The following is a 14,290-nucleotide window of genomic DNA, read 5'->3' as shown; positions in this document are numbered from 1 at the left end:
TACGCAAAGCAGTTCAGAGTATACACGTTAATCAAACATCACATCTAACTGAGTTTGTGACTGTTTGTAACGCGGAATCCACATCACTACTATCCAACCAGGTCAAATCTTTCCAACCGCGAAGCCAGGTAATTTGACGCTTTGCTAATTGACGGGTAGCACAGATACCACGGAAAACCGCTTCATCTAAGTCATAATTCCCGTCCAAATATTCCCACATCTGACGATAACCAACGCAACGAATAGAAGGAAGCTCAAGGTGAAGATCACCACGCTCGTGCAACGCACGTACTTCCTGCTCAAAACCTGCCTCGATCATTTTATTGAACCTAAGCTCAATTCGCTGATGCAGTACAGCCCTATCCATGGGAGTGATTGCAAATTGATGAACCTTGTAAGGTAAAGATTCACCTTGAGTTTTTGTTAACTCAGTTAAAGTTTTACCCGAAATTCGGAAAACTTCCAATGCACGAGATAATCGCTGTGGATCATTGGGATGAATTCTTGCTCCGGCAACGGGATCAATCCTTACTAATTCATCATGCAATGCTTGCCATCCATGCTCAGCAGCATCTCGTTCAATCCCTGCGCGAACCTCAAGATCTGCAGCAGGTAAAGGCGATAAACCTTCCAATAAAGCCTTGTAGTACAACATAGTACCACCAACTAATAAAGGAATTCGCCCTGCTGCAACTATATCAGCCATTTCTTTCAGTGCATCAGCACGAAAGTCTGCAGCCGAATAACTTTGCGCTGGATCACGAATATCGATCAAACGATGCGGTGCTAATGCAAGTTCATGCGCATCTGGCTTTGCTGTACCGATATCCATTCCCTTATAAATAAGGGCAGAATCAACACTAATCAACTCAACAGGCAGTTGCTCTCGTAATCGAATGGCAAGATCGGTTTTACCCGAAGCTGTTGGTCCCATTAAAAAAATGGCTTGAGGTTGTGGCTTAGTTATCATTATTTAAAGGCTTCTATTGCTGCTTGCATATCTACCGGTCGAAGTAATTGGCTTTCATGACCTGCCAAATTCTCTCCCCATAGCTGCTCTAATTCAGAGACTAGCTGAATGGCTTGCGACAAACTATAACTTGCCACTGTACCAACACATTGTTCAGCTAACCAATATAATAATTTATCCCACCCTTGTGCTTCTGGATCATCACAAGCTGTAAGTAGGTAGGTTAACAAATTCGGGAGCAACTGTTGTAAGTTTTGTTGTCTTAATGGCATACATACTGACATGATTATTATGCCATTTCTCCCTTTCGCTTTCAGTTGAATCCCTAATTGTTTAAGTAGCATCGCATGTTGTTCAGCACAGGCAATTAAATCGCTCTCTACAGGTACCGATAGTGGGATCAAAAGCGGTTGAGGTTTTAATCCTTCCGTTTGCGCTAAACGCAATTGTCCAACATAGCGTAGTAACTCTGCATGATCTAAATTCAGTAAAGCAATATTGGTCTCTTGCTGCATTAGTAAGTAACGCTCAGCCACCAAACATAATGCTTTACCAAGCCCCATAGCTTTACCCGCTATCGCATGTTGTTTAACAACTGCTGTTGAAGGCATTGCTTGCCACTCTCTACGCGGCTCAGCAACACGCTCTATGGGTTGTTCGGCTAAAACATGTTCTGTCGGCGATTCCGTTTGTAACAACTTTTGGTATGCCTTGATCTCAGCCGCCGTCGGCCCTTCCGGTTTAGGAGAACGTGAGGCGCCAGATGAAGCATCAGAAGTTCTCGTGGTATTTATTGTTTGCTCACTGCCTTGTCGCTCACGAGGACTACGATCATAATGCTGCTGATCTCTATTATTAGTGCTTGGTGAAGCAGAATAATAAGATGGTTTACTATGCTCAGACGCTTCACTTACCGCATATTCAGCGGATACTGCTGAGTCACGCCTATCACTATCAATGGGTGAACCTGCTGAATATGTCGACGCAGACTTATTCCATTCCGATGACGGTGATTTATGAGGATACTCTGGTGTCGCATCTATCGCTTGAGCAACCCTCTGCGTCACAGAGTTTGTTGGTTCAATCACGACACCATCTTCATCGACTTCGATACTATGAGCGCTCGCTCGTGTCGGTGATTGATACTGATGCTGCTCTTCTTCTAATGCCCCTTGCTGTAATGCACTTTGTAAGGCTTGGTAGATAAAATCATGTACCAACCGTGCTTGATGAAAACGCACTTCATGTTTTGCTGGGTGAACATTCACATCAACTTGGTGAGGATCAACATCAATATACAGTACGTAAGCTGCATACTGATCGGATCGTAAACTCGACTCATAAGCTTGACGGATCGCATGATTGATCAGCTTATCTTTCATCATCCGCCCATTAACATAACAATACTGAATATCATTTTGTGCACGAGCGCCTTGAGAGCTACATACCCAACCGGATAATTTCAAGTCCCCGTGCGCTAATTCAACCACCAATGCATGTTGCAAAAAGCCTGAACCACATGCCGTTGCTAATCGACGCTCTTTTTGAATCGGCGTTTGTGCCGCTCGGTATTGTCGAATGATCTTACCGTTATGACGCAAAGTAATAGCAACATCGAAGCGGCTTAACGCAATACGTTTGATCAACTCATCAATATGATTAAATTCTGTTTTTTCTGTCCGTAAGAACTTACGACGCGCAGGTGTATTAAAGAAAAGATCAAGCACTTCTAGCGTTGTACCTACCGGATGGGCTGCAGGTTTTAACTGGACGTCCATATCTCGCCCTTCAGCATACGCTGACCACGCTTCTTCTTGCGCTTGGGTGCGGGAGGTTAACGTTAAACGAGAGACGGAACTGATACTGGCAAGCGCTTCACCACGAAAGCCAAGACTGACTATCGCTTCAAGATCATCCAGAGTAGTAATTTTAGAAGTCGCATGACGGCTAAGGGCGAGCGCAAGCTCATCTTTAGGGATCCCTTTTCCATTATCACGAATACGAATGAGCCGGCTACCACCTTTTTCGATATCAATATCGATTCGAGTAGCACCGGCATCAAGACTATTTTCAACAAGCTCTTTGACTACAGAAGCTGGGCGTTCAACAACTTCACCCGCTGCAATCTGGTTAGCCAGCCGAGCGGGTAAAATCTGAATCGGCATAATTAACTTCTTGGTATGATTAGCGTCTGTCCTACAGCTAGTTTATCAGAACGTAGCTTATTCGTAGCACGAATACTTGCAACTGACACACCATATTTATCAGCAATCTTACTCAAAAACTCGCCACGCTTTACTTTATGTTGAACATATTTCGGCGCAGGAACGGCAATTTTTAATTTTTGCCCAAGCATCACATTGTCTGATTTTAGGTGATTAAGTTGACGGATGCTGCTCATGGTAACACCATATTTTGCTGCAATCTTACCTAAATATTCACCACGAACGACTTTATGCACAATCACCTTGGTTGAGGCAACAGGTTTCACTGTAGCACTGCTCGATGTCGTACTCACCGTTTTCGTTGGCGTCGAAACCGACGCTGTCTTAATGTTGCCAGGAATAATCAACACTTGACCGATGTTCACTGAGGTTGATTTCAGATTATTCGAAGCTTTGATTGATGCCATCGACACGCCATACTTCTGGGCAATACCGCTTAATGACTGACCCGATGTCACTTTATGCTTACTTCCACGTCCTTTCAAACGAGAAGCAAATAAAGTACCTTCAGGTGGATTTGCTTCAAAATACTCCAACACCCCTTTATAAACCGCATTCGCTAATTGGTTTTGGTGTGATGTCGTATTAAGTAATTTCTCTTCTGTCGGATTGGTAATAAAACCCGTTTCAACCAATAGCGATGGAATATCAGGTGATTTCAATACCGCTAAACTTGCGTATTGCGGAACCGTTTTATGCAAACGTGCCACTTTACGTAACTCATGTAATACACGAGTAGCAACATCGTAACCTTCTTTTTGCGAGTAACTAAATTGAAGGTCTAATACCGCTCGGCCAAGATATTTATCATTGGTATTACTTGATAAAACATCGCCACCACCTAATAACTCAGATTGCTTCTCACTTTGCTCCAACCAGCGACCTATTTCAGTATTCGCACGGCGTGTGTTGAGCACCCATACAGAAGCACCACGAGGTTGCGGTTTTGTAAAGCCATCAGCATGGATAGAAACTAAAAGAAGGGCTTTATTCTTACGTGCAATTTCTGAACGCTTACCCAATGGAACAAAGTAGTCACCACGGCGAGTTAGTACTGCACGCATACCCGTTGTTGCATTGATCTTAGCTGCCAGTTTTTTCGCAACCGCTAGTGTGACATTTTTTTCATATTTACGCGTTGGACCAATAGAGCCAGGATCATCACCACCGTGACCTGCATCCACCGCTACCACGATATCAGCGGTACCAGATGGCATTTTCGCTAAGTTATTTGCCGTCGCTTTTTCTTCTGCTTGCTCTTCTTTAGCACCAACAGTTTTAGACGTTCCATTCGGCAAGTCTAAAACTAAACGGTAACCATAACTGCCCGTTGGTGATAAAGAGAATATTGTTGGCGTTACACCACGCTTAACTTCAAACACCAGTCGCGTTGTACCTTTTGCAGGCGCTGTACTGGTGCGAACTTTGGTTAAAATATCACTTTTCTGAACCGCAATAGGAAGTTTAGTTTTGATCTTAGTATCTTTAAGATCAACCACTAAACGAGAAGGTCCTGCTAATGAAAAGTGAGAATAGTCTGCTTTACTTTGCAGATCTAATACTACGCGAGTTTCATCTGGCGCAGGCCAAATTCTCACCCCTTTGAGTTCATTTGCCCAAGAGGCAGCAGAACTCACTAATCCTGCTCCTACTATCAGGAACTTTAAATACGTCCGTAACGCCATCCTAATTAACTCAACTCCAAATGATTGATCAATGCTGCACCATATTCCGTATTGGCGCGGATCAATACTTTTCTCTGCTCACCGTGATAACACATTTCTAATTCAAGATCGGGTTGAGGTAATAACCCATCACCTTTCTCTGGCCATTCCACTAAGCAAATAGCATCCTGGGTGAAATAATCACGAATTCCCATAAATTCTAATTCTTCAGGATCTGCAAGGCGATAGAGATCAAAATGATACACTTGCCAAGGAGCAAGATCATAAGGTTCAACTAGGGTATATGTCGGACTCTTAACATTCCCTTGATGGCCTAGCGCACGAATAAAACCACGACTAAACGTTGTTTTTCCGGCTCCCAAATCGCCGTGAAGATAAATCGTTGTTTGTTGCGTACAGGCTTTAGCTAATTTAAGGCCTAAATCTACTGTTGCCTGCTCATCAGCAAGAAAGGTTTCAAATGTTTGCATGTTTTTATCTTGGATTGACTAATTGACGAATAAACGGAAAGAGATCTGATGCCAGCATACCACGCTCTCCGCTTTGCGCACACAAATCTGCGGCTCGGCTATGGATCCAGACTCCCGCATAGGCCGCTTCAACTAACGCTAAACCTTGGCCGAGTAAAGCACCAATGATACCTGATAATGCGTCCCCCATCCCTCCCGTTGCCATTCCAGGATTGCCGCAAGTACAAATCCATAATGTTTTACCATCATAAATTAAACTGCCAGCCCCTTTTAAAACAACAACACCGCCATAATTTTGCTGTAAGCGCTGAATCGCGACAAACCGATCGGCTTCAATCTCATTAATAGAGACATCCAATAATCGCGCCGCTTCGCCGGGATGTGGTGTAATGATTCGATTATCTCGGTAGTCAGGGGCTTTTGCCAGTAAATTAAGGCCATCAGCATCAACGACACAAGGTTTATCAATATGATGACACTGCGCAAAGAGAGATTGTCCCCAATCACTGGTTCCAAGCCCAGGCCCTAATACAACCACATCTGACCAAGCAAGCTTATCAACAAGTATGTTTGAAGACTCTTGCCAACCAATGGCCATTATCTCAGGTCTCATCATCACAATTGACAGTGCATTGTCAGGTCGTGTTATCACCGACGTTAAGCCAGCACCTGCACGGCTACAAGCTTCTGACGATAATCGAATAGCTCCCGCCATTCCAAGATCACCACCAATACAAAGCACGCGTCCAAAACACCCTTTATGAGCAACACGTGAGCGCGGAAAAAGTAATGACTGTACCTGCGATTCTGTAATGTGTAATGCTGATGGTTTCATGACTTGCGAGAATTGCAGATCAAATCCTAAGTCTGAAAAGTAACGTTCCCCACAATATTGTGCTGCTTGCCCTGTTGTCAGCCCTTGTTTAAAACCAATAAAAGAGAGCGTTTGTGAGGCCTTAATAACAGCACCAAAAGTTGCACCAGTATTTGCACATAATCCTGAAGGCACATCCACTGCAATCACAGGCGTCTTTTGATCATTGATCCAACGAATGCGTTCAGCGATTTCTGAGCGAACTTCACCTTTAACCCCAATCCCTAATAACGCATCGATAATTAACTCATAACTTGTGGTTGGCGTATCAGTGATCGTTTTACCATTACATTGCAACCAGTGAGAACGAGCACATCGAGCATCAGCAGGTAAATGTTCAACATTGGGTGATTCCCACACAGTAACATCAATACCCTGATCATGTGCTAAACGAGCCACTACATAACCATCACCACCATTATTACCTTTACCGCAGCACACTAATAATTTTTTACATTGAGGATACCGCTGCCTCATAAGATCAAACGTTGCCTCTCCAGCACGCTCCATTAAGTGATAAAGCGTGACACTATTTTGTTGCTCTGTGAGTAATTGCTCACCTTGCCTGATTTGCTCTGAGGTATAGAGAAATAAGGGGATGTCATGAGTGATCATAGGTAAAGTGCCCTCAATAAACGTGTAACAACTATAACTAATCAAAATACACAGTGTTAATTTTATACATCTATAATCGCAACGTCAGAGGTCATTATCGCAGTCTATTCTTAGCAATCCACATTCTCACCGCTATGATCAAAACAAGAATATGCTAGAATGCGCCCCCTTTCATTTAGCGCAATATAAAAGAGTTCGGTTATGACTATCGATTACCATCAACTTGCTGAGCAGATCAAAACTTGGGGACAAGAGCTGGGCTTTCAACAAGTGGGTATCACTGATATTGATTTGTCACAACACGAAGCTGAATTGCAACGCTGGCTTGATGCTGGCTATCACGGTGATATGGACTGGATGGCACGTCATGGCATGATGCGTGCGCGCCCTGCTGAACTACTACCCGGCACTATCCGTGTGATCAGCGTAAGAATGAATTACCTTCCGCCTCACGCCGAGTTTGCCCAAACACTTAAGCAACCTCAAAAAGCGTTTATTAGTCGCTATTCACTCGGTCGTGATTACCACAAGCTGATCCGTAATCGACTGAAACAATTAGGGCAACGTATTGAGCAAGCCGTCGGGCAGTTTGGCTGCCGACCTTTTGTTGACTCAGCGCCTATTCTAGAACGCCCTTTGGCACAAAAAGCAGGGCTTGGTTGGACAGGCAAACATTCACTTATCTTAAATGAGCAAGCAGGCTCTTGGTTCTTTTTAGGTGAACTATTAGTTGATATTCCACTGCCAATTGATAAACCAAGCAGTGAGCAATGTGGGAAATGTGTCGCTTGTATAACGAGCTGTCCAACAGGTGCTATTGTTGAAGAAGGAATCGTAGATGCGCGTCGTTGTATCTCATACTTAACGATTGAATTTGATGGTGTGATCCCAGAGCAATACCGCAGTGCTATCGGTAACCGTATCTATGGTTGCGATGACTGCCAATTAGTCTGCCCCATAAACAGACATGGACAATTAACAGAAGAGCACGATTACCACTGTCGTGACAGCTTATACCAACAAGACTTGCTAACTCTTTATGCTTGGGATGAAACGACATTCTTAAAAAATACCGAAGGCTCAGCTATTCGCCGGATAGGCCATATTCAATGGCTCAGAAATATCACAATTGCTCTGGGTAATGCTTCTTATCAAATAGAAATTGTTGAAGCACTTCAGCAGCGTCAAGGGATCTCTGAATTACTTGATACACATATCGATTGGGCGCTATCGCAACAACAACAAAGAAAAGATCAACTCGCTCTCGAAATTTTACCTACTAAAACAAAACGTTTAGTACGGATTATTGAGAAAGGCTTACCTCGAGATGCATAAGTCACTCGGGGGATATGTGGAAAACTTTTTAAAGTTAGGTTTTTTCTTGGGGATAGGTAAAGATTAAACACAGGAGGTGGATAACATAATCAAGATAGTTATCCCGAGGAGGAACATGACATAAAATCTGTTGAAAAGCAGGTATAAAAATCAATATTTACATTATAAAACATAAAGTTAAATGGAATAAAAACACCTGTGGATAACGGTAATTAAACACTATTCAAATTAAAATTCAAAGTTACTCACATAGCATCAGCACATCTAATCAACCAACTTACCCACAGTACATGTAGTGTGGATAACTCTGTTAATTTCATTGTGATCTAACGGTGAAATACTATTATAAAAATAATGTGTTAGCACTATCTGCAATGTTATTCGCTCAGATGGCACAGCTTTATGCACTACTGTTGCAATAGATAAACATTACTAAGAAAAGAGCGTACGCGTTAGTTATATCGCGCCAATACAGCAGTATTGATGTTACAACATGAATACCCTGTATTGCTGAGACAGCAAAAACAACCCTTAAAGGTTGCTTTATACAAAGAGAGTTCTGTTGTCGAAGCCGATCGCTTCTAAGTGGGCTTCGTAGCTAAGCTAGAAACACTTGAAGCAGTACACTGATGATATCGGTAATCGAATACCTCAGGAATACTACATTAGGACTATTACTTCACAGCAATAGTTCATCGATAAGTTCGATGATAACTCTGTTTATCTACAATGAAATAAACAATCAAATTGGAGCGACACACGAGGTTCGAACTCGTGACCTCAACCTTGGCAAGGTTGCGCTCTACCAGCTGAGCTAGTGTCGCATAGCTAGGTCTTTCACCTAACGTTCATCGCTTTCACCATGAACTATCAAATTGGAGCGACACACGAGGTTCGAACTCGTGACCTCAACCTTGGCAAGGTTGCGCTCTACCAGCTGAGCTAGTGTCGCATAGCTAGGTCTTTCACCTAACGTTCATCGCTTTCGCCATGAACTATCAAATTGGAGCGACACACGAGGTTCGAACTCGTGACCTCAACCTTGGCAAGGTTGCGCTCTACCAGCTGAGCTAGTGTCGCATAGCTAGGTCTTTCACCTAACGTTCACCGCTTTCGCCATGAACTATCAAATTGGAGCGACACACGAGGTTCGAACTCGTGACCTCAACCTTGGCAAGGTTGCGCTCTACCAGCTGAGCTAGTGTCGCATCACATCTCTTAAAAGAGATTGGTTGCGGGGGCTGGATTTGAACCAACGACCTTCGGGTTATGAGCCCGACGAGCTACCAAGCTGCTCCACCCCGCGTCCGATTTTTCACCTATTTTAAGTTGGGTGACAACTATTTTTATCCATCGCCGTAGCCATGAATATCACTTCTCTAGCAAGTAAAAAAGTGGAGCGACACACGAGGTTCGAACTCGTGACCTCAACCTTGGCAAGGTTGCGCTCTACCAGCTGAGCTAGTGTCGCATCACATCTCTTTAAAAGAGATTGGTTGCGGGGGCCGGATTTGAACCAACGACCTTCGGGTTATGAGCCCGACGAGCTACCAAGCTGCTCCACCCCGCGTCCGATTTTGCACCTGTTTTAAGTTGGGTGACAACTATTTTTATTCACCGCCGTAGCCATGAATATCAATTTGGAGCGACACACGAGGTTCGAACTCGTGACCTCAACCTTGGCAAGGTTGCGCTCTACCAGCTGAGCTAGTGTCGCATCACATCTCTTAAAGAGATTGGTTGCGGGGGCTGGATTTGAACCAACGACCTTCGGGTTATGAGCCCGACGAGCTACCAAGCTGCTCCACCCCGCGTCCGATTTTTCACCTGTTTTAAGTTGGGTGACAACTATTTTTATCCATCGCCGTAGCCATGAATATCACTTCTCTAGCAAGTAAAAAAGTGGAGCGACACACGAGGTTCGAACTCGTGACCTCAACCTTGGCAAGGTTGCGCTCTACCAGCTGAGCTAGTGTCGCATCACATCTCTTTAAAAGAGATTGGTTGCGGGGGCTGGATTTGAACCAACGACCTTCGGGTTATGAGCCCGACGAGCTACCAAGCTGCTCCACCCCGCGTCCGATTTTTATCGAAAGGAAACAAACGCGTTATCTCCTTTCGAGGCTGCGCATTATACGACTAAAATTGACTGATGCAAGACTTCTGCAGAAAAAAACGAATAAAGTTTTTCAAGTGCCGATTTAACCATCAAATTGTAAATATATTCTCTCGATAGTAGCGTAATTCATCAATTGAGTCGCGAATATCATCAAGTGCTAAGTGACTACCTTTTTTATTAAGCCCATCTAATAATTCAGGTTTCCATCGGCGCGTTAATTCTTTTAGGGTACTGACATCTAAATAACGGTAATGGAAGTACTGCTCAAGCTCAGGCATATGCTTGTATAAGAAACGACGATCCTGACCAATACTGTTACCACAAATAGGTGAAGATCCTTTAGGAACCCACTGCTCTAAAAATGCAATTGTTTGTGCCACCGCTTGTTGCTCTGTCACGGTACTTTTACGAATACGCTCAACTAAACCACTATTTGTATGCGTATTTGTGCACCAATCATCCATTTTATCCAACTCAGCTTCAGGCTGATGGATCGCAAGTACAGGGCCTTCCGCTAAAATATTGAGTTGAGGATCAGTAACAATTGTCGCTATTTCAATGATTTTATGGGTTTCTGGATCTAATCCTGTCATTTCAAGATCGATCCAAATGAGATTCTTGTCGCTGATTGTCATTCGATATTGCCTATTTTGTGACTAAACCATGTATGATAATACCGAAAGCTAACCAAATTGAATGATATTCTTGTGGCAAAAAAGAAAAAGCTAACTAAAGGTCAGAGCCGACGCGTCCGCTCAAACCAAAATAAACGCCTAACTCGCGAGAAAAATGACGTCCAATGGGATGAGTCATTATTAGAAAATGCGCGAGAAGGACTGGTGATCACTCGTTTCGGCCAACATGCTGATGTCGAAGATCCCGAAACAGGCATAATTCATCGCTGTAACTTACGTCGCAGCATTCAAAGTCTCGTCTCTGGCGATCGTGTTGTTTGGCGTCCAGGAGTTGAAGCCTTACAAGGTATTGCTGGCGTGGTGGAAGCGGTGCATGAGCGCCAATCAATGCTGACTCGTCCTGATTATTATGATGGCGTAAAAGCAGTCGCAGCCAACGTTGACCGTATTGTTATCGTCTCAGCTATTTTACCAGAGCTATCGCTTAACATAATCGACCGTTATATTATTGCCGCAGAAACTATCGGCATTAAGCCGCTTATTGTCGTAAATAAAGTCGATTTATTGAGTGCAGACGAGCGTAAAAATGTTGAACAAAAACTCGCACAATACGAGAAGATTGGTTATCACGTTCGCCTTGTCAGTACCGATACAGGCGAAGGCTTAGATGGCTTAAAGCAAGACTTAAAAGATCATACCAGTATTTTTGCTGGCCAATCGGGTGTGGGCAAATCAAGTATGGTTAATGCCTTAATGCCTGAAGTTGAAGCTGATATCGGTGATGTTTCAAGTAACTCAGGGTTAGGCCAACATACCACGACAGCAGCACGTTTATATCACTTTGAAGAAGGTGGTGATCTGATTGATTCACCAGGAGTGCGTGAGTTTGGCTTATGGCACTTAGAATCAGAGCAAGTAACAGAAGCTTTCGTTGAATTTCGTGATTACCTTGGCGGGTGTAAATTCCGCGATTGTAAACATAAAAACGATCCGGGCTGTATTTTGCGTGAAGCCGTTGAAAAAGGTGAAATTAGCCAAGACCGTTTCAATAGCTACCATAAGATCATTGAAAGCATGTCGGAAAATGTTGCTAACCGCCAATTTTCTCGCAACAAGCCTGACTGATCCCCTCCCAAAGAGAGTACCTATACTCTCTTTGGGATGCTCTTCATTTTTGGACTCGACTCTCAAACTCTTAGCCACCCATGCAGATAACCTGACTTTCCTCTAAGAGTTAGGTATCATTGCCTGTTCGGGTTGTTCTTTGTCTCTGACATAAGCAGCTAGATTATTGATTAAGTGGTATTTTTCGGAAGATTAATTGTGCTAGATAAGATAAAAATCGGCCTGCAATATTGTACGCCAAAGCATGCGCTAACACGTTTAGTGGGCAAACTGGCTTCATTAGAAGGCGGCAAAGTCACCACAGCGATTATTCGTTGGTTCATCAAACAATACAATGTTGATATGGCAGAAGCACGTAATCCCGATCCTACGGCTTACCCAACGTTTAACGCTTTCTTTGTTCGTGAACTAAAAGATGGTGCGCGTCCAATTAATGAAGATACACGTATCATTAGCCACCCAGCAGATGCTTGCGTTAGCCAACTCGGTCCAATCAAAGAGGGCCGTTTATTCCAAGCTAAAGGTCACTACTTTGATGCTTGTGAACTATTAGGTGGTGATAAAAATCTTGCCGATGAATTTATGGGCGGTGATTTCGCGACACTATACTTATCACCGAGTGATTACCACCGTGTTCACATGCCATGCGATGGTATATTGCGCCAAATGATTTATGTACCCGGCGATCTGTTTTCAGTTAACCCGCTAACTGCAGAAAATGTCCCTAATCTATTTGCACGTAACGAGCGTGTTGTGTGTATTTTTGATACCGAATTTGGTCCATTAGCACAAATACTGGTTGGTGCTACGATTGTGGGCAGTATTGAAACCACGTGGGCAGGAACAGTAACACCGCCAACAGGCCCAGAAGTACGTCGTTGGGATTACCCCGCAACAGGTACTGCAGCAATTAGCCTGAAAAAAGGTGAAGAAATGGGCCGCTTTAAGCTCGGCTCTACGGTGATCAACTTATTCCCTAAAGATGCGGTACGTTTTGTAGAGCAAATGAAACCACTGCAAACAACACGTATGGGTCAGCCTTACGCAGAGCAAATCTCCCAAAATCTGTAATAATAGATAAAAGAAAAAAGGGCTATATTAGCCCTTTTTTCTTATCCACAATACGGTAAACACTAAGCTCGAGTTGACGACGCCATGTAATCATCGATCAATCATTGCACTAAAGAACATGACATTTCCTCCACTCTCAATACCGTAAACTCTTAACAAAGATAATCTTATTTTCCTTTCTCTCGTATTCGACTTACCATCATACCTATCTAGAATAAATGCCGTTATGTCAGTCCTTAACCTGACAACACCAACGCGCCGCTTTTTCACTATATAAATGCGATATAACAAAGGTTTTCACATGATAAAAAAAGCATCTTTAGTTCTTCTTTCTCTCCTTGCAGGAGTGTCTCTAACAGCACAAGCCGCTGACTGGGGCTATGGCAAAAGCAACGAACACTGGGCTGAAAGCTATCCAATGTGCGGATTAGGTAAAAATCAAAGCCCAATTAACATCACTTCTGCACTGCAAACAAACCTTGCCCCACTGCGAATTGAGTATGACGGAAAAATCACAGATATCACCAATAATGGGCATACAGTGGAAGCACTCGTGAGTGGTGATAATAAGCTGATTGTGGATGGCGATACGTATACCTTGAAGCAAATTCATTTCCATACGCCATCTGAAAACTTAATCAACGGTAAGCAATACCCGTTAGAAGCGCACTTTGTGAATGTAGATGATAAAGGCAACATTGCCGTTATCGCAGTGATGTTTGAAAACGGCTTACGTGAGAACAATGCTCTTAGCTCTTTACTAAAAGATATCCCAACTAAAGGTAATACCATCGATTTCACCGATGATCTGAGCCCGAATAATCTTCTTCCTCGCGAGCGAGAGTACTATCAATTCAATGGCTCACTAACGACACCACCATGTACTGAAGGTGTTCGCTGGTTTGTTTTAGAAACACCACAATACAGCTCAAAAGATCAAACCGAGAAACTGCATCAAATCATGGGCAATAACAACCGACCAGTACAACCCATTAACGCGCGAATTATCGTTGAATAACCACGTAATGAGAACCACTTGCATTTAAGGTGTGAATTCTCTATATTAAATCATCAAAGATAAGGCGCCTTGAAATCCTACTTGCGGACTATCTAAATGAATTAAAGCTGTTTTAGGTAAATTTGTGGTCGCCCTGATACCGCCCTCT

At 43.4% G+C, this 14,290-nt stretch carries 10 protein-coding genes and 11 tRNA genes; 4 read left to right on the top strand and 17 right to left on the bottom strand.

Going from position 1 to position 14,290, the window contains the following annotated elements:
- Positions 1 to 31 precede the first annotated feature (31 nt).
- Genes miaA through C9J40_RS14900 form a run of 5 tightly spaced genes read right to left on the bottom strand, consistent with a single transcriptional unit; the run spans position 32 to position 6,839 of the window.
- Positions 32 to 967, bottom strand: coding sequence for a tRNA (adenosine(37)-N6)-dimethylallyltransferase MiaA (gene miaA / locus C9J40_RS14920; protein WP_045129185.1), 936 nt, complete (start codon positions 965 to 967; stop codon positions 32 to 34).
- A 2-nt stretch (positions 968 to 969) separates the two neighbouring features.
- Complete coding sequence (mutL, locus tag C9J40_RS14915; RefSeq protein ID WP_107247327.1) at positions 970 to 3,135, bottom strand: DNA mismatch repair endonuclease MutL; 2,166 nt, start codon at positions 3,133 to 3,135, stop codon at positions 970 to 972.
- A gap of 2 nt (positions 3,136 to 3,137) precedes the next feature.
- Positions 3,138 to 4,880 (bottom strand): N-acetylmuramoyl-L-alanine amidase, encoded by a 1,743-nt coding sequence (locus C9J40_RS14910; protein WP_199187171.1) that lies wholly within the window; start codon positions 4,878 to 4,880, stop codon positions 3,138 to 3,140.
- Between the two features lie 5 nt (positions 4,881 to 4,885).
- The gene (gene tsaE, locus C9J40_RS14905; protein ID WP_107208000.1) at positions 4,886 to 5,350 is read right to left on the bottom strand and encodes a tRNA (adenosine(37)-N6)-threonylcarbamoyltransferase complex ATPase subunit type 1 TsaE; all 465 of its coding nucleotides are present in this window, start codon (positions 5,348 to 5,350) and stop codon (positions 4,886 to 4,888) included.
- Between the two features lie 4 nt (positions 5,351 to 5,354).
- Complete coding sequence (locus C9J40_RS14900; RefSeq protein ID WP_107247326.1) at positions 5,355 to 6,839, bottom strand: NAD(P)H-hydrate dehydratase; 1,485 nt, start codon at positions 6,837 to 6,839, stop codon at positions 5,355 to 5,357.
- 201 nt (positions 6,840 to 7,040) lie between these two features.
- Between C9J40_RS14900 and queG the strand changes: the two genes are divergently transcribed.
- Positions 7,041 to 8,174 (top strand): tRNA epoxyqueuosine(34) reductase QueG, encoded by a 1,134-nt coding sequence (gene queG / locus C9J40_RS14895; RefSeq protein ID WP_107207998.1) that lies wholly within the window; start codon positions 7,041 to 7,043, stop codon positions 8,172 to 8,174.
- A gap of 748 nt (positions 8,175 to 8,922) precedes the next feature.
- Here queG and C9J40_RS14890 read toward each other — a convergent pair.
- From C9J40_RS14890 to orn, 12 genes are all read right to left on the bottom strand, one after another.
- Positions 8,923 to 8,998: transfer RNA gene (locus C9J40_RS14890), tRNA-Gly, on the bottom strand.
- A gap of 52 nt (positions 8,999 to 9,050) precedes the next feature.
- A tRNA-Gly gene (locus C9J40_RS14885) sits at positions 9,051 to 9,126 on the bottom strand.
- A 52-nt stretch (positions 9,127 to 9,178) separates the two neighbouring features.
- A tRNA-Gly gene (locus tag C9J40_RS14880) sits at positions 9,179 to 9,254 on the bottom strand.
- A 52-nt stretch (positions 9,255 to 9,306) separates the two neighbouring features.
- Positions 9,307 to 9,382 (bottom strand) — tRNA-Gly (locus C9J40_RS14875).
- Between the two features lie 21 nt (positions 9,383 to 9,403).
- Positions 9,404 to 9,480: transfer RNA gene (locus tag C9J40_RS14870), tRNA-Met, on the bottom strand.
- An 89-nt stretch (positions 9,481 to 9,569) separates the two neighbouring features.
- Positions 9,570 to 9,645: transfer RNA gene (locus tag C9J40_RS14865), tRNA-Gly, on the bottom strand.
- Positions 9,646 to 9,667: 22 nt separating this feature from the next.
- Positions 9,668 to 9,744: transfer RNA gene (locus C9J40_RS14860), tRNA-Met, on the bottom strand.
- A 71-nt stretch (positions 9,745 to 9,815) separates the two neighbouring features.
- Positions 9,816 to 9,891, bottom strand: a tRNA-Gly gene (locus C9J40_RS14855).
- Between the two features lie 20 nt (positions 9,892 to 9,911).
- Positions 9,912 to 9,988: transfer RNA gene (locus C9J40_RS14850), tRNA-Met, on the bottom strand.
- An 89-nt stretch (positions 9,989 to 10,077) separates the two neighbouring features.
- Positions 10,078 to 10,153 (bottom strand) — tRNA-Gly (locus C9J40_RS14845).
- 22 nt (positions 10,154 to 10,175) lie between these two features.
- Positions 10,176 to 10,252: transfer RNA gene (locus C9J40_RS14840), tRNA-Met, on the bottom strand.
- Positions 10,253 to 10,382: 130 nt separating this feature from the next.
- The gene (gene orn / locus C9J40_RS14835) at positions 10,383 to 10,928 is read right to left on the bottom strand and encodes an oligoribonuclease (protein ID WP_107207996.1); all 546 of its coding nucleotides are present in this window, start codon (positions 10,926 to 10,928) and stop codon (positions 10,383 to 10,385) included.
- A 72-nt stretch (positions 10,929 to 11,000) separates the two neighbouring features.
- Here orn and rsgA point away from each other — a divergent pair, with 72 nt between their 5' ends.
- The 3 genes from rsgA (at position 11,001) to C9J40_RS14820 (ending at position 14,142) form a co-directional block, all read left to right on the top strand.
- Positions 11,001 to 12,053, top strand: a complete 1,053-nt coding sequence (rsgA, locus tag C9J40_RS14830; protein WP_107207995.1) for a small ribosomal subunit biogenesis GTPase RsgA — start codon at positions 11,001 to 11,003, stop codon at positions 12,051 to 12,053.
- Between the two features lie 198 nt (positions 12,054 to 12,251).
- The gene (gene asd, locus C9J40_RS14825; RefSeq protein ID WP_107247325.1) at positions 12,252 to 13,124 is read left to right on the top strand and encodes an archaetidylserine decarboxylase; all 873 of its coding nucleotides are present in this window, start codon (positions 12,252 to 12,254) and stop codon (positions 13,122 to 13,124) included.
- A 301-nt stretch (positions 13,125 to 13,425) separates the two neighbouring features.
- Positions 13,426 to 14,142: a carbonic anhydrase gene (locus C9J40_RS14820; RefSeq protein WP_107247324.1), complete on the top strand. Its 717-nt coding sequence runs from the start codon at positions 13,426 to 13,428 to the stop codon at positions 14,140 to 14,142.
- Positions 14,143 to 14,290: the final 148 nt, after the last annotated feature.

The sequence above is a fragment of the Photobacterium sp. GB-72 genome, assembly GCF_003026095.1.
In the GTDB taxonomy this organism is placed as follows: Bacteria; Pseudomonadota; Gammaproteobacteria; order Enterobacterales; family Vibrionaceae; genus Photobacterium.
This window is presented reverse-complemented; position numbering and strand designations above follow the sequence as displayed.